This window comes from Thermotoga sp. KOL6 (genome assembly GCF_002866025.1).
Classification (GTDB): Bacteria; Thermotogota; Thermotogae; order Thermotogales; family Thermotogaceae; genus Thermotoga.
Window position 1 is genome coordinate 22,256 of record NZ_LNDE01000004.1, and the last position, 16,376, is coordinate 38,631.

The window sequence follows — 16,376 nt, forward strand, 5'->3', positions numbered from 1 at the left end:
GAAGGAGTGATATTCAATGGACTATGGAAAACTGTTTTTCTGTGGTTTTGATGACTTCAACGATGAAGTCGTTGAAATTATTGAGAAATACTCGCCTGCGGGTATTTTAATCTATCCTGGTCTTCTTTCCAAGGAGTATCTGTTTCTCGACTTTCTGAATTTTCTCTCAAAAAAAGGGAAATTTCTTGTAAGTTCCGATCATGAGGGAGGACAACTTGAGGTTTTAAAGTACATTCCATCTTCACCAGGAAATTTGTCTCTTGGAAGAGTGGATTCTAGTTACACAGAGAAATATTGTGAGCTCTCGGGAAAAATCATGAATGTGCTTGGTTTCAACATGGTGTTTGCACCTGTTTTGGATCTCTTTTTTAAAGGAAGTGCCCCAGTTGTCGATCTGAGGAGTTTTGGAAGTGATCCGAAACTCGTAGCCCAACATGGTTTAAAAGCTTGCAGTGGATACCTAAGAAGCGGTGTTTTTCCTTGTGTGAAGCACTATCCTGGCCATGGAAGGGCAAAAAAAGATTCTCATTATGAACTTCCCGAAGTGGATGCAACTCTCGAAGAACTTTGGGAAACAGATTTGTATCCTTTCAGGAGAGTTTTAGAAGAAGTGAAAGATGCAACCGTGATGACAGCCCATATAAGATATCCCAAAATCGATGACCTTCCCGCCACCCTTTCTAAAGTATTAATCAAAGACATACTTCGAGAGAGAATAGGTTTCAAGGGTCTTGTTGTTAGTGATGCCATGGAAATGAAGGCCATTTCTGCAAATTTCTCGGTGGAGGAGATTGTGAAGCTCTTTTTCCAAGCAGGAGGGAACATGATTCTACTGAGCGACTACAGGAATTTACCAGTTTATTATGAGACTCTGAAAAGGCTTGTAAAAGATGAAGAAATTGAGAAAGATGTGTTGGAAAGATCTGTGAAAATCGTGGAAGAATATTTGAGAAAAGCAAAATTCTCTGGCGGTTTTGGATTTCTGTCTGAAGTTTCTGAAAAAGCTTTGCTTTTCAAAGAGGATGTATCTCTTTCAAATGAAGAAGAGGTTGTTGTTTTAGTGCCATCCAGTGAAAATTTGAGTCCTGCGGATTTAACGGGATTAGATTACGATGAAATTCCAAAGGTTGTCTCTAGATTTTTCAAAGTGAAAGAGGTGATCCGTTACAATGTGACAAAGGGCCCTGAGAAAAAAGTTGAAAATGGTTTGATATTGGATTTTGTAGTAAACGCGTCGATGAATGAAGAAGCTCTCAAAGCTCACTTAGAACTTCCAGCTGAGAAAACTACGTATTTTGTGATTAGAAATCCGAGTGATTGGAAACACTTCAAAGATAGAAGGTTCGTCGTTACTTTGTCAACAAAACCCCTTTCTATCTATAAAGCTTTAAGACATCTTGTAGGGAGGTGTGATGCATGAGGAAAGCTCTGTTCGTCTTGATGCTTGTGGTTCTCTTGTCTGTCTTTGTCTTCCCAAAGACGAAGATCGTCTTCTGGACTATGTCGCTCAAGCCAACATTCACGGATTTCATCCAGGGGATCATTGACAGATACGAGGAGCTCAACCCAGATGTGGAAATCGTTTGGGAGGATGTACCTTGGGATGTTCTTCAACAGAAACTACTTGCCGCTTACTCTTCTGGGAATCCACCTGATGTCGTTAATTTGAATGCCCAGTGGACGATCGAGTTCGCGCAGAAAAAAGTATTGTTCCCCTTGAACGATCTTTTACCAGAAGAGGTACTGAACCAGTACTTTGACAACATGATGAAAGGACTCACTTGGAAAGGCAAGATTTATGGTATTCCATGGTACACAGCAGTTGATGTGATTTTCTACAACAAGGAAATATTCAAAGAAGCAGGGCTTGATCCTAAGTATCCTCCAAAGACATGGAACGAGATACTCCTTTACTCTGTAATAATCAAGGAAAAAACTGGAAAATATGGCGTTCTGCCGACCATATTCCAAGATCCATCAGCGATCTTCAATTGGGACGGTTTGAATCTGTACACAGTTGACGAAAACAACAGAATAAAAGATGTGTTGTTTGATAGTCCAAATCATGTTCATACTCTCAATAAGTGGGCAACCCTTTACAAGTTGAAGTACCTTCCAAGCGAAATCGTTCAGGGTGGAGAATGGACGAGAGCGACTGAACTTTACCAAGCAGGAGAACTCGCAATGTTGATCACAGGTGTTCAATTTGCGGACAGAGTCAAGTGGAACGCTCCAGAAATTTACGAAAAGTCCGATGTGGCACCAATTCCTGCACCCAAACCAGGCGTGAGAATGAGTGGATGGTATTCAACTCTAAACATAGTAAGAGGATCAAAAAATCCGAAAGAAGCGGCAAAATTTGCAGCTTTCGTTGCTAATCTTGAGAATCAGATAGCGTTCTGTAAACTCGTGACTATCTTCCCAACGTTGAAAGCTGCTGTGAATGATTCATGGTTCTCGAAAGATGATGGTACCTTAGCAGCAAAAGCCAGGATTATGGGTGCTAAGTATCTTGAAAATATCACGTTCTACAACGACGATATCCCATTCAGAAAAGAAGCGTTTGATAGGTTGAAAGATGCCATCATACAGGTGTTCCTCGGACAAAAGGATGCTGAAACAGCTCTCAAGGAAACAACAAAGTACTGGAGATATCTGATCAGTACTCAGTCCAAGAAGTAAAGAAGGGTGGGGAGAGGGGAGTCCCCCCTCTCCTTTACAGATAACCGAAAGGGGAGAAAGAATGAAAAACAGGTATCATCAGAAATTGAGAAAAAAACAGTTAACACTTGCATTTTTTTTCATTACGATTCCTACATTGTTGATGATCCTATTTATATATTACCCCTTAATCTTCGGAATCAAGATATCCTTTTACCAATACGATATGGTTGGTGAATCTTTGTTCGTGGGACTCCAGAATTATGTGAATCTTCTCAAAGATCCTCTTTTCTGGAACGCTTTCAAGAATAGTTTGTTGTATCTCTTAGTTGTCCCTCCACTTCAATTGATCTCTATGATTCTAGCTGTTTTGTTGAACAGAGCTTTGAAAGGGAGAAGCTTTTTCCGAACCCTCATTTTTCTTCCCGTTGTCACGCCAATAACCATAGCGGCTATAACTTGGCAGTGGATGTACAGAGAAAAGGGGTTTGTGAATTTCTTGCTTCAATCTCTTCATATTATAAAGGAACCTATCGCTTTTTTGTCCGATCCGAAGATAGCTTTGTTTGCCATCATGTTCGTTACTATGTGGAAAGGTTTCGGTTATTACATGGTCATATATCTTGCAGGACTGCAGAGCATTCCCACTGAACTCATCGAAGCTGCCAGAGTTGACGGAGCAAAACCTTCGCAGGTGTTTTTCAAGATAACCGTTCCTTTGCTGAAACCGTACATCCTGTTTTGTTCTACGATGTCTTCTATAGCGGCTCTGAACGTGTTTGGAGAAATTTATGCTATGACGAAAGGTGGACCTGTGCACGCGACAGAAACGATGGGTATCTTCATATACAACAAAGCTTTTGGATACCTACAATTCGGTTATTCCAACGCAGCTGCCATTCTTTTCAGTTTTGTTGTCATTGCATTCTCCCTCTTGAATTTCTTTATCTTCAGAGAAGGAGGTCTAAAGAGCTATTATGCGTGAAGCTGTCATAAGGAAAGCCATCGTGTACGTTGTTCTTTCTTTTTTTGCTATCCTCTCTTTCTGGCCGTTCTATTGGATAGCCAAGACATCCTTCGAAGCAGGGGGCAACGTTTATAAATACCCACCGAGTTTGTTTCCATGGCCTGTAACCTTTTCCAACTATGTAGGTGCATGGAAAACGGTAAAACTTGGCGGATATTACTTGAACACACTCATAATAGCAGGTGTTGGAACTCTTCTGAACGTCCTCTTCTCACTCATGGTAGCATATCCACTTGCTAGGATAGATTTCAAAGGAAAAAAAGTTGTATTGTTTTTAATTTTGCTTCCTATGATGATTCCTGTTCAGAACACACTCATCGTGAATTACCTTACTTTGAGGAAACTAGGGTTGCTCAACACTTATATGGGGGTTGTTCTCCCACAAGCGGTCACCATGTTTGGAATATTCATGCTTCGACAAGCGTATCTTGGTGTGCCAAAGAGTTTCGAGGACGCTGCTCGAATCGATGGGGCGGGTGAGCTTTACATTTGGTGGAAAATAATAACTCCTTTGATAAAACCTGATATAGCAACTCTTACCATCTTTCAGGTGATAACGTGGTGGGATAATTTTCTATGGCCTCTCGTTGTACTCTCCGATTCCAATAAATATCCTTTGGCGGTTGCTTTGGTTTATTTGAACAGTACCTTTCAAGTCAACTTCAGGTACACCGCGGCGGGTATTGTTCTATCCATACTACCTGTGATCGTTTTGTTCTTGTTCGCTCAAAGATACATTGTGAATGCAATAGCTGGTGGTGTCAAATACTAAGGGAGGTAGAAAAAGATGTCTGTTGTTTTGAAAGAGGTGAGAGATCAAAAAATAGAGTTGAAGATCTTTTTTGAAAAATTTGCCCAAAAGATCGTTCGTAGATTTCTCGGGGAGCTGGAAAAGAATCTGGAGAACGAAGTCCTCTTTGTAGGATGTGGAAGTTCTTACAATCTTGCTTTCATTGTGTCTCAATATTTCGAGAGAATATTGAACCTCAGAAGCAAAGCGATTCCTGCGGGAGAAATTGCATTCAACAAAGCACCCAAAATTAGAGACAGAGGAATTGCTTTTCTCTTCTCGAGGACGGGAAATACAACTGAGGTTTTGTTAGCAAAAGAAATTTTAAAAAGCAAAGGTTACACAACTATAGGAGTGACAATAGAAAAATCTTCTAGAATTGCCAAAGAGAGCGATATTCCTCTTGTGTTTCCAGTAGAAGAATCCGCTATCGTCATGACGAAATCTTTCAATTTGATTCTTCTCACATTGATGGTTGCTGCAGATGAGCTCGTGGGAAACTCCTTAGAATTGTACAAAGAACTGGTAGATTACACAGAGGATTTCTTTGATCTTGCGGAGAAGGTTGTGAAAGATTTGAGTGTTCAGAAGTATGAACACTTTGTCTTTCTCGGAATGGCAGAGTTTTTTGGTGTGGGCCTGGAATCCGCTTTAAAATGTATAGAAATGTCCACAACTTTCTCCGAGGCCTATTCAACATTAGAATACAGACACGGGCCAAAAGCTTTAGTGGGAGAAAAAACACTGATTTTCATTCACAAAGTTGAAGATATGAACGAACAGGAGAAGAAATTAAAAGAAGAACTCAAAACACTTGGGGCAACGGTTGTCGAAATAGGGGAATCAGGTGATATACCTATTTCGAACGACTGGCGTTCAGCGTTCTTGAGAACGATTCCGTCGCACATTCTTGGTTACGAAAAAGCAATTGCCAAAGGACTTTCTCCAGATAATCCTCCACATCTCAGTAAAACGGTGGTTCTATGAGGTGTTGAGTATGGTACTAGAAGGTCTTCTCATTGTGGATCCGCTGGATGGAGAATTTACAGGAGACTTAGAAATAGAAGAAGGGAAAATAGCGAGGATCAAGAAGAAATACTATCACAACATCAAAGGAATTTTGATGCCAGGTTTTGTGGACCCTCATATTCATGGAATCATGGGTGCTGATACCATGAATTGTGAATTTGAAAAAATGGAAGAGTACCTTTATTCACAGGGTGTGACATCTTTTCTAGCTACTACGGTTTCTACCTCTTTTGAGAATGTAAAGAAGATTCTACACAGAGCAGAAAACTATATCGCGAGTAAGCTTAACACATCTATGAAAGGATTGCATTTGGAAGGTCCTTATATTTCTGAGGAGAAAAGAGGTGCTCACAGCAGGAAATATCTGAAATCACCATCTGAGAAAGAAGTGAATGAACTTTCTTTTCCTGTTAAAATCATTACCTTCGCTCCAGAGTTAGAAAATATTGATTTACTGTTCGAAAAGGAATTTGTTCTCTCTGCTGGCCATTCTAACGCTTCCTTTGAAGAATTTACGCGGGTTTACAAAAAAGGCGTCAGGCGGATTACTCACTTTCCAAATGCATTGCGACCGCTTCATCATAGGGAAATAGGCATCACAGGTGCAGGACTTTTGTTGGAAGATGTGAAGCTAGAACTCATTTGCGATGGAGTACATTTATCGAAAGAGATGATACAGCTCGTTTATAAGGTGAAAGGAGCCAGAAACATTGTTCTTGTAACTGATTCCATCTCGGCTACAGGAGTACGTGATGGTGTAGTTTTCTTGGGGGATCTTCTTGTGAGGGTGAAGAACGGTGTTCCAAGATTGGAAGATGGAACCCTAGCGGGAAGTACACTGATGTTCTCAGAAGCAGTGAAAAATTTTGTCAAATTCACAAAAGCTACTCTTAAAGAAGTAGCACTTGTATCCTCTTATAACAGTTGTATCGAGCTTGGAATGAAAGAAGTTGGAAGAATAAAAGAAGGTGGAACAGCAGATTTGGTCATGTTGAACCAAAACCTTGATCCCGTACTTACACTGAAAGGAGGAGAAATCGTTTACAAAAAAATCAACTGAGTTCCTTCACCCTATTTCTTGTGATAAGAGCCCTTCTTTCCCATTTTCCCGAAAGAAAGAATAAGAGTTTCAGAGTACTCCTGAAAATGATGTCGGCAATCATACCGATCCATGCACCCAGCAGCCCAAGATTAAAGAACCTTACCATTATATAAGCGATTGGAAGTCTCACTGACCAAATAGAGATGAAGGTTATGACCATTGGAGGGAGAGTATTTCCTGTTCCTCGAAGTGCTCCGTTCATACTGAACTCTGTTGCTAAGAATAATTGAAATAATCCAATTATCTTCACGGGAAGTTTCGCGATTCCCACTATTTGAGGATCGCTGGTGAAAATCCTTATTAGAGGTTCCGGGAAAAGAAAGATGATGATGCCAACGGTTACTTGAAAGAGAAGACTCAGAATCCATCCTTGTCTCACAACTCCGAGAAGTTGCTCTTTACTTCCCATGCCGTTGTATCTTCCCGCAAGTGTTGTAATGGCTATCGAAATGCCAAAAGCTGGCATGAAGGATAAAGACTCCACGTTTATACCTATTCTATGTCCTGCGTACGCCTCTGCTCCAGCTATGAGAAGAATGTTTGCAAATACCAACACTCCTACGGAAAACACGAGATTCTCCACAGCAGTTGGAAAACCAACGCGTAAAATTTCCCTTTGAACACTCCATCTAGGTGGTTCGAATCCTTCTCCGAGATGGAATTCCTCTCTCCTGAATACAATGAAAAAGAGGATGGCAGCTCCAAAAAATCGAGACAATATCGTTGCAACAGCCGCTCCTTTCACTCCCCATTCAGGAAATCCAAATTTTCCGAATATCATAGCGTAATCCAAAAAGATGTTGAGAAAGTTTGTTGCTCCCGTGACAATCATCGGTGTTTTAGTGTCTCCCAAACCTCTTAACATGGCGGAAAACACTGCCATTATCGAAAACCCAAAAGAGCCTGCCAGGATGATTTTCAGATAAGATTTTGCTGCATTCTCTATTTCACCTTCCAAATTTGGAAAGATAGATATCAAGGCCTCAGAGAAAAATGTGAGAACAGTGAGAGCAACTCCTGTGAAGAGTGCCAGAAAGATCCCATTCCATGCGATTGCTCTCAAAGCTTTTTTGTTTCTAGCTCCAAGTGCGTTTGCTATAGTAACAGTCGCTCCCATACTGGCTGCGATGAGAACAACTTGGATAACCCAAAAAATTTGGTTTGCAAGTCCCACTCCACTCATTGATTTCCAGGAATAATGACCCAAAAAGGCAGTGTCTGCCATTCCATAGAGCATCTGAAGAACATTTTCTCCCATAGCAGGCAATGCAAGTTTTATGAGTTCTTTTCTAATCTTTGGTACCTTTTCTTTTGATAAATAGCTTCTCAATAGCGAATATTTCATCCTCATCACCGGGTACTATTTTACACCAAATAGTTCGGAAGGTGAACTATTTAGTAAAATATATGAACTGTTTTCTTTTTGGACAGTCAAAAAAATGGAGGTGGGAGAATGGATTCTTTGGAGATATTCAAAACTCTCTTTTCATTGGTCATGAGGTTTTCTAAATTCTTGTTGTCAAACGAGGAGATTTCAGATATGAAGACAACGGAGCTTTACGCTTTTCTTTATATCGCACTTTTCGGTCCAAAAAAAATGAAAGAAATTGCAGAGTTCCTTGCGACGACGAAAAGTAATGTGACGAACGTGGTGGATTCCCTTGAAGAAAGGGAACTTGTTGCCCGAGAAATGGATCCCGATGATAGAAGGACTTTCAGAGTAATTCTGACAAAGAAGGGAAAAAAGACATTCGAAGAAGTCATTTCCGACTTCGATAAACTCGTAGGAATCGTTCTTAGAAAATTTTCTGAAAAAGATTTGCGGATAATCGGCGAAGGATTCGATAGATTGGTGCTGGCTTTGACAAGGGAGGGAATGGATATATGAAAAGATACGCTTTTACCGTACTTTACATTTCACTGGTTTTCATATCTTTCATAATAGTTTTCTCTCTTGGAAAAATAGAAACCGGTCCGGAGGTTTTTCTTCCAGGTTATAACGGTGATCCGGAGAGAACCACCAACGAAAATGTGAAGAATCTCTTTAAGGTTTCAAAAGATTTCGAAGGAAGCTCTTCTATCGTAATTGTGGTGAGAAATGACAAGAGTTTCTTTAGTGATGCAAAAAGTCTCTACAAGCTCCACAAAGAGATCGAAGAGAGAGATTACGTTTCCAGTGTTATGAGCCCTGTTAATTTGCCAAAATTCTCTGGATTCAGTTTGGGAAGCTATTACTCAAAGGATGGAACCATTTCAGAAGATATTTTGAAAGATCCCAATGCAGAAAGTTTCATCACTCCGGATGGAAAGTATGCGCTTTTGAATGTCATATTTAAAGCTGATGTTGATGCAAGAAGCAAAATATCGGAGTTAAGACAACTTGTTTCCGGACATTTTAAAGAAAGCTATCTTTTCGGCGAAGCTGTTCTAGATAGTTTTCTATTCAAAGAGCTTGTAAGACAAATGTTCGTTTATCCTGTTTTCATGTTCATAGCGATTTTTCTTCTCTTCTATTACCAACTGAGATCTTTCAGAGCGGCGATTTTCTCCTTGATAGTTCCTGTTTTAGCAACCATATTCGTCTTTGCAGTGTTTTTCTTGACAGGAAGGTCTCTAAATACCATGACGGTGATGACTGTTTCGTTTCTTTTAATTATCGGATCCGCATATGGGCTTCATTTCTATAACGCTTTGTTTCGATTCGAAGATAAGAAAGAGGCGATAAAACACATATTCAAACCCATTTTGTTTTCTATGCTTACCACCGCCGCTGGTTTTATGTCTTTTATCTTCATAGATATAAAGGCTTTTCGTGAGCTTGGAATCCTGGTTTCCGCAGGTCTTGCCGTTGTAGTTCTTGTAATATTTACTTCGGGGATAGAATTGTTCAGGAATTACTCTCCTAAAAAGATACCGAGAGGTTTCGGAATGAGATATGTTGGAAAAAGACTTGCTTTCATTGTTTTTGTAATCTTTATTGCCTTGGCTGTTCTTTCACCGTTCTTGCTCAAAAGAATACAGATAGGTTCGGATATGGTGTCTTACTTCAGCAAGGATTCTGAACCGAGAAAAGCTTACGATTTGATAGTTGAGAAATTTCATTTGAGGGAACCTGTGTATCTCGTTTTGGAAAAAGACAAACCTTTCGTTGGATCAGACTCACGCGTGATAAAGAATCTTGCTGAAAGAATAAAAAAGAACGATTACATAGTTAGCGTTGTTTTCCCTGTGGATATACCCATTCCGATAATGTATGCACTTTCCAGGACCAATCCTTTTTTGAAAACTTTCGTTGGAGATAGAAACAAGATAAGAATCATTGTCAATCTCTCTCCTGAAGGATACAAACACGTTAGAGAAGTCAGAGAGTGGATCGACAAGATGGTTGAAGAAGTTGGTTGGTCACATTATGTCGCAGGGTCTGTTTTGATATGGAATGATATAAACGAAAGTATTATGAGATCTCAGATACAAAGTATCGTACTCGCTTCGATTTTGATCTTTATCATGGTCTTCATCATATTCCGAAAGCCTATCACCGCACTCAGTGTGATGATACCGATAGTGTTCACGACTATATTTAATTTCTTCTTCATGGCAACGTTTGGAATCAGCTTGGATGTTTCCACGTCCATAACCTCGGGGATATTGATGGGGTTGGTAATAGATTACTCCATACATATAGCGTCTGAGGAAAGAAGACTAAAAAACCCTTATTTGGTACTCAGAAATGTAGGTCCATCCATCGTCACGAATGCTTTGGGATTGATCGCGGGATTCGCAGTTCTTCTCTTTTCTGAGCTTGCATTGTTCAAAAATCTCTCTCTTCTCATGATGCTTGGAATAGGAGTGGGAGCAACATTCACTTTGGTAGTCCAACCATTAATTCTTGAAAGACCGAAGAAATGGTAAAATATAATTAGTGAGTCGTACCTAATTTGCTTGGAGGTGGTATTTTATGCCAGGTAACGAGGGAAAAGTAGAACTTCTCAAAACACTGTTGAAGAGAATTCACGAAGGAGAAGATCCTGCTTCTTTGAGACAAGAGTTTGGAAACGTACTTTCCAATTTGTCTCCTTTTGAAATACCCGTTATAGAGCAAGAGCTACTTAAAGAGGGAGAGATAACAGTCAAGGACATTATAAAGATGTGTGACCTCCACGTTGAATTTTTTAGAGGGGCTGTTTCTGAAGCAGGAAGAGAGATAGAACGGCTTCCGAATGGACATCCTTTACGCACCCTTTATGAGGAAAACAATGAAATATTGAAAGATGCTGAAGCTTTATCGTTGCTGAGTTCGACTGTTTTTTCTTTACCGAAAGAAGATCCGAGAAGGGAAGAGTTTTTGAGAAAATTGAAAGAACACGTATCCAAAATGAAGCTGATAGGTTTTACACATTACACACGGGAGGAAATGCTCGTGTTCCCTTACCTAGAAAGAAGGGGCATTACAGCTGTTCCTACCGTTCTTTGGTCAAAACACGACGAGGTGAGATTGAAAATAAAGCTTCTATCGGATTTGTTGGAAAAAGAGGAGGACGACGAGAGGTTGAAAAGAGAATGTCAAGAACTTTCGAGAATGTTGGTGGACATGGTTTTCAGAGAAAACAACATACTCTATCCAACGCTAAAGGTGCTTCTGGACGATGGAGAATGGTTGGCCATAAAGCTCTATGAAAAAGAAATCGGTTACTACAAAATCTCTATAAAGGATGAATGGCACCCAAATGTTGAGCCTCTTCTGCCGTACCAGACTGACCCGAGAGTGAGTGAGGAAACGTTCGAAAAGATTCCGGAGGAAGTGAAAAAAGTTGTTGGTACGTTGAAACCCGATGAATATCAAGTTGTAAAAGAGGAAGATATAAACATTGGGCATGGTTACTTGAGCAAAAAAGAGCTTGAAAATATGTTCAAAACACTTCCTTTCGACATAACTTTCATCGATAGTAACGACAGAGTGAGATTTTACTCCGAAGGGCAAAGAATTTTCCATCGTGCTCCAACTGTCATCGGAAGACCTGTACAATTTTGTCACCCACCGAGAAGTGTTCATATTGTGAACAAAATCTTGAAAGCTTTCAAAGAGGGTAAAGAGGAAGCAGCAGAATTCTGGATAAATCTCGGAGGTAAAATAATACATATTAGGTATTTCCCGGTGAGAGACAATAACGGAGACTATTTGGGAACTCTCGAAGTGGTGCAAGACGTGACCAAGATAAAGAAATTAGAAGGCGAAAAAAGACTGTTAGATTGGAAGGATTGAAAATCTTCTAGGCTTGTGATAAACTATTACAACGAAGTGCCGAGGTGGCGGAACTGGCAGACGCGCATGACTCAGGATCATGTGGGGGTTTCCCCGTGCGGGTTCAAGTCCCGCCCTCGGCACCAGGTAGTGCGGAGGTTTTCCCTCCGCTTTTTTTTGGAGGAAATCGAGGTGAAAAAAATAGAGATCTTCAATACTCAAGTTTTGAGTGGAACGAGGCAGGAATTTCTAAAAGCTATAGAAGAAAGAATAGAAAGACGACTTAAAACTTTCGTTGTCACAATGAACGCTTCGATTTTGCTGAAAGCAATAGAAGATAGGGAATACCGCCGTATAGTTAACTCAGCCGATTTAGTTGTACCCGACGGTTCGGGTGTTGTTTGGGCTATGAAGTTTCTCAAAAAAGAATCAACTGAAAGACTGCCAGGTGTGGAGATAATGAACTATCTCTGCGAAAAATCGAAAGAAACTGGTTGGCGAATTTATCTTCTTGGAGCCAAGAAAGAAATAGTTGAAAAAGCCAGTTGGGTTATGCGTAAGGTCGGTGTGAATGTAGTGGGATACCATGACGGATTTTTTCCAGATGAGGAGTCGAAGAGTGTGGTGAAAGATATTAACGAAAAGTCGGTTGATCTTCTGTTCGTGGGAATGGGAGTTCCTCGTCAGGAGAGATGGATTTACGCGAATCTCCCTCAATTGGAAGTGAAACTTGCTATGGGAGTGGGAGGTTCTATTGATGTTATTTCTGGTAAGAAAAGACGAGCTCCAATGTGGGTTCAGAGAATGAATCTCGAGTGGTTGTATCGTTTTCTTCAATCTCCAATGAGTAAGCGAAAAGTTCCAGTACAAATTGCAAAGTTTGTATTTTTGGTTCTGAAGGAAAAGTTAAAAGGTGAAAAATAAAGGCTCTTTATCAAAGAGCCTTTATTTTTAAATGGGAGGTGTCTTCTGTGGAATTGGAAGGAGCTGTTACCAGAATTGGTGGATGGAGATGGTTTTTACTAGCTCTGCAACACTTCGTGGCCATGTTTGGGGCGACTGTCTTGGTTCCTCTCATAACTGGACTCGATCCACTTGTAGCACTCCTCACCGCAGGTATAGGAACTCTCATCTTCCATTTTGTAACAGGTGGTATCGTGCCGGTTTTCCTCGGATCTAGTTTCGCGTTCATTGCTCCTATTCTTGCTGTAAAAGAAATCTACGGAGATCTTGCTTACGCGACAGGAGGAATTTTTGTAGCAGGTCTTTTTTACGTTCTCTACGCTCTGATAGTGAAAATCGTAGGTCCTGAGAAAATAAAGAGACTTCTTCCTCCCGTTGTCACCGGCAGCATGATTATGGTAATTGGACTCACACTCAGCCCCGTTGCGATTCAAATGGCATCCAATGACTGGCCACTCGCTCTCGTTGTCATAGCCACGGTGGTTTTTGTTGCCACTATGACGAGGGGTTTCTTCAGCATGATACCTGTGATAACAGGAGTGGTAGTTGGATACGTGATTGGATTGTCTATGGGAAAAATAGACACCACTCCGATTATAAACACACCTTTTTTCAGTGTGCCCAAGATTATGCTTCCCAAGTTCGATTATGGTGCGATATTCATGATAGTGCCGGTTACTCTCGCTACTTTCATGGAGCATCTTGGTGATATTACTACGAACGGTGCGGTTGTTGGAAAGAATTTCTTCGACAATCCAGGATTACACAGAACACTTCTTGGAGATGGACTTGCCACCGCCGTCGCAGGTTTTCTGGGAGGACCCGCTAACACTACTTACAGTGAAAATACAGGAGTTTTGGCACTCACGAGAGTTTACGATCCTTCGGTTCTCAGAGGAGCGGCGCTCGTTGCCATATTCGCTGCGTTCATTTCTAAATTTGGTGCGATTTTACAGACGATACCTCAAGCGGTTATGGGAGGGGTGAGTCTCATACTGTTTGGGATGATCACTTCTGTTGGTGTGAGGACAATGGTGAACGCAAAAGTCGATTTCTCAAAACCCAGAAATCTCATGATAGCTGCTCTAATGCTCACAATTGGTATAGGAGGAGCGGTTTTGAAAGTGGGAAGAGTAGAGCTTAAAGGAATTGGTCTCGCAGCTTTAGTAGGGATCGTTCTCAATTTGATACTTCCAAGAAGAGATTGATAAGGCATGTTAGAATCTTTAATTAGGAGGTGATAATCTATGGAGAACTTTGTTTTCCATAATCCTACAAAGCTGATCTTCGGAAAGGGAACCATTCATCAGATAGGGGAAGAATTGAAACAAGCTGGTATAGGAAAAGTTCTTTTCCTCTACGGGGGAGGTTCTATAAAGAGGAATGGAGTTTACGAACAAGTAGTGGAATCTCTCAAAAAGCACAATGTGGAATGGGTGGAGGTTTCGGGTGTCAAACCGAATCCTGTCCTTTCGAAAGTTCATGAAGCTATAGAAGTGGCAAGGAAAGAAAAAGTAGAAGCGATCTTGGGCGTCGGTGGTGGAAGTGTGATAGATTCTGCAAAAACTGTGGCCGGTGGTGTGCTTTACGATGGAGATATTTGGGACGCTTTCATAGGTAAGTACAAAATTGAAAAGGCCCTTCCTGTATTTGATGTGTTGACGATTTCCGCTACTGGAACGGAGATGAATGGAAATGCCGTCATAACTAATGAAAAGACGAAGGAAAAATACGGTGTCAGTTCCAGAGCACTTTACCCGAGAGTTTCCATCGTGGATCCTTCCGTTCAATCAACACTTCCAAAGGAACAAACAGTGTATGGAGCTGTCGATGCCATCGCACATATTTTGGAGTACTATTTTGATGGAAGCAGTCCGGAAATCACGAATGAGATAGCTGAGGGTACGATAAGGACTATCATGAAGATGGTCGAAAGACTGCTCGAAAATCCGGATGATTACGAAGCACGAGCAAATCTTGCATGGAGTGCCACCATAGCTCTGAATGGAACGATGGCCGTTGGTAGACGAGGTGGGGAATGGTCGTGTCACCGGATAGAACATTCATTGAGTGCTCTCTACGATATTGCACACGGTGCTGGCCTTGCTATTGTCTTTCCAGCTTGGATGAAGTACGTTTACAAAGAAAATCCTGGACAGTTCGAAAGATTTGCGAAAAAGGTGATTGGCTTTGAAGGTGAGGGAGAAGATCTTATACTAAAAGGAATTGAATCCTTCAAGGGTTGGTTGAAAAAGGTGGGAGCACCCGTTACTCTCAAAGATGTGGGCATTCCAGAAGAGGATATAGATAAAATTGTCGATAACGTTATGCTCCTCGTCGAGAAGAATTTGAAACCAAAAGGGGATTCTTTAGGAAAGGTTAAGGTGTTGGAGAGAGATGATGTTAGGGAAATATTGAAATTAGCTGCAAAATGAAATAAAATATTACCAGGATGCGGAGGCGTGTCCGAACTGGCTAAGGAGCCGGTCTCGAAAACCGGTGGGCCGTGAGGCCCTTGTGGGTTCGAGTCCCACCGCCTCCGCCATTTTTTTGTATAATGAGGTCAGGGGGTATGAAAAATGAATATAGATGTCGTTGAAAGAGAAGCTTTTGAAAGACTATCAAAAGTATCCAGCGCTGAAGAACTAGAACAATTCAGAGTGGAGTTTCTTGGAAAAAAAGGAAAGATAACAAGTTTGATGAAGAATCTCAAAAATCTTCCTCCAGAGGAGAGGCCTACTTACGGAAAACGGGTGAACGAACTCAGGGAAAAGGTAGAAGCGCTGTTCAGAGAGAAGAAGAAACAAATAGAAGAGTTGATGGAAAAAGAAAAAATGGAGAGGATGCGAATCGACGTAACAATACCTGGTGCCAGGAGAAAGGTAGGACATTCTCACCCTGTTGCTAAGATCATGGAAGAGATAGAACGAATCTTTGTTGCTATGGGTTTTGATGTGGTAGAAGGGCCCGAGATTGAGACAACTTGGTATAATTTCGATGCTCTGAACACTCCAGAATGGCATCCTGCCCGTGACGAACATGATTCCTTCTATATAACGGACGATTTACTCCTTAGAACACATACGTCTCCCGTTCAGGTGAGGACGATGCTCGAAAGGAAACCCCCAATTGCCATTATCTCGCCTGGAAAGGTTTATAGAAGAGATTATGATGCAACACATCTTCCCATGTTTCATCAGGTTGAAGGATTACACGTCGATAAAGATCTCAGCGTAGCCCATTTGAAGTTCACTCTCGAGGAATTCGCTCGAAGGATGTTCGGAGAAAGTGCAAAAGTAAGATTGAGACCAAGTTTTTTTCCGTTTACAGAGCCAAGTTTTGAGGTAGACGTTTATCTAAAAGGATACGGTTGGCTTGAAATCCTCGGAGCCGGTATGGTCGATCCCAACGTGTTCTTAAGCGTGGGATACGATCCCGAAGAATGGACAGGTTACGCTTTTGGAATGGGTGTCGAAAGAATCGCTATGTTGAAGTATGGGATAACAGATATCAGAGAGTTCGTCAGAAACGATGTTAGATTTCTCAGTAGTTATTGATGGGG

The 16,376-nt window shown here is 41.1% G+C and carries 14 protein-coding genes and 2 tRNA genes; 15 read left to right on the forward strand and 1 reads right to left on the reverse strand.

What is annotated here, in order from left to right:
- Positions 1-16 precede the first annotated feature (16 nt).
- From AS005_RS08010 to nagA, 6 genes are all read left to right on the forward strand, one after another.
- Complete coding sequence (locus tag AS005_RS08010; RefSeq protein WP_101511192.1) at positions 17-1,420, forward strand: glycoside hydrolase family 3 N-terminal domain-containing protein; 1,404 nt, start codon at positions 17-19, stop codon at positions 1,418-1,420.
- On the forward strand, positions 1,417-2,682 hold the full coding sequence (locus AS005_RS08015; RefSeq protein WP_101511193.1) for a sugar ABC transporter substrate-binding protein: 1,266 nt from the start codon (positions 1,417-1,419) through the stop codon (positions 2,680-2,682). Before AS005_RS08010 ends, AS005_RS08015 begins: the two co-directional genes overlap by 4 nt.
- A gap of 61 nt (positions 2,683-2,743) precedes the next feature.
- The gene (locus tag AS005_RS08020) at positions 2,744-3,646 is read left to right on the forward strand and encodes a carbohydrate ABC transporter permease (protein ID WP_101511194.1); all 903 of its coding nucleotides are present in this window, start codon (positions 2,744-2,746) and stop codon (positions 3,644-3,646) included.
- Positions 3,639-4,460: a carbohydrate ABC transporter permease gene (locus tag AS005_RS08025; protein WP_101511195.1), complete on the forward strand. Its 822-nt coding sequence runs from the start codon at positions 3,639-3,641 to the stop codon at positions 4,458-4,460. Before AS005_RS08020 ends, AS005_RS08025 begins: the two co-directional genes overlap by 8 nt.
- Before the next feature lie 15 nt (positions 4,461-4,475).
- The gene (locus AS005_RS08030; protein WP_101511196.1) at positions 4,476-5,465 is read left to right on the forward strand and encodes an SIS domain-containing protein; all 990 of its coding nucleotides are present in this window, start codon (positions 4,476-4,478) and stop codon (positions 5,463-5,465) included.
- A gap of 10 nt (positions 5,466-5,475) precedes the next feature.
- Positions 5,476-6,567 (forward strand): N-acetylglucosamine-6-phosphate deacetylase, encoded by a 1,092-nt coding sequence (gene nagA / locus AS005_RS08035; RefSeq protein ID WP_101511291.1) that lies wholly within the window; start codon positions 5,476-5,478, stop codon positions 6,565-6,567.
- Here nagA and AS005_RS08040 read toward each other — a convergent pair.
- On the reverse strand, positions 6,560-7,954 hold the full coding sequence (locus tag AS005_RS08040; protein ID WP_101511197.1) for an MATE family efflux transporter: 1,395 nt from the start codon (positions 7,952-7,954) through the stop codon (positions 6,560-6,562). The two genes, nagA and AS005_RS08040, sit on opposite strands and share 8 nt — an antisense overlap.
- Before the next feature lie 108 nt (positions 7,955-8,062).
- Here AS005_RS08040 and AS005_RS08045 point away from each other — a divergent pair, with 108 nt between their 5' ends.
- From AS005_RS08045 to pheS, 9 genes are all read left to right on the forward strand, one after another.
- The gene (locus AS005_RS08045) at positions 8,063-8,497 is read left to right on the forward strand and encodes a MarR family winged helix-turn-helix transcriptional regulator (RefSeq protein ID WP_101511198.1); all 435 of its coding nucleotides are present in this window, start codon (positions 8,063-8,065) and stop codon (positions 8,495-8,497) included.
- Positions 8,494-10,521 (forward strand): RND family transporter, encoded by a 2,028-nt coding sequence (locus AS005_RS08050; protein ID WP_101511199.1) that lies wholly within the window; start codon positions 8,494-8,496, stop codon positions 10,519-10,521. Before AS005_RS08045 ends, AS005_RS08050 begins: the two co-directional genes overlap by 4 nt.
- A gap of 46 nt (positions 10,522-10,567) precedes the next feature.
- Complete coding sequence (locus AS005_RS08055) at positions 10,568-11,872, forward strand: DUF438 domain-containing protein (protein WP_101511200.1); 1,305 nt, start codon at positions 10,568-10,570, stop codon at positions 11,870-11,872.
- 38 nt (positions 11,873-11,910) lie between these two features.
- Positions 11,911-11,997, forward strand: a tRNA-Leu gene (locus AS005_RS08060).
- A gap of 46 nt (positions 11,998-12,043) precedes the next feature.
- The gene (locus AS005_RS08065; RefSeq protein WP_101511292.1) at positions 12,044-12,775 is read left to right on the forward strand and encodes a WecB/TagA/CpsF family glycosyltransferase; all 732 of its coding nucleotides are present in this window, start codon (positions 12,044-12,046) and stop codon (positions 12,773-12,775) included.
- A 47-nt stretch (positions 12,776-12,822) separates the two neighbouring features.
- A complete protein-coding gene (locus tag AS005_RS08070; protein WP_101511201.1) occupies positions 12,823-14,022 on the forward strand; it encodes a uracil-xanthine permease family protein in 1,200 nt (399 codons plus the stop codon).
- 39 nt (positions 14,023-14,061) lie between these two features.
- A complete protein-coding gene (locus AS005_RS08075) occupies positions 14,062-15,249 on the forward strand; it encodes an iron-containing alcohol dehydrogenase (protein ID WP_101511202.1) in 1,188 nt (395 codons plus the stop codon).
- A gap of 21 nt (positions 15,250-15,270) precedes the next feature.
- Positions 15,271-15,359, forward strand: a tRNA-Ser gene (locus tag AS005_RS08080).
- Between the two features lie 34 nt (positions 15,360-15,393).
- On the forward strand, positions 15,394-16,371 hold the full coding sequence (gene pheS, locus AS005_RS08085) for a phenylalanine--tRNA ligase subunit alpha (protein WP_101511203.1): 978 nt from the start codon (positions 15,394-15,396) through the stop codon (positions 16,369-16,371).
- Positions 16,372-16,376: the final 5 nt, after the last annotated feature.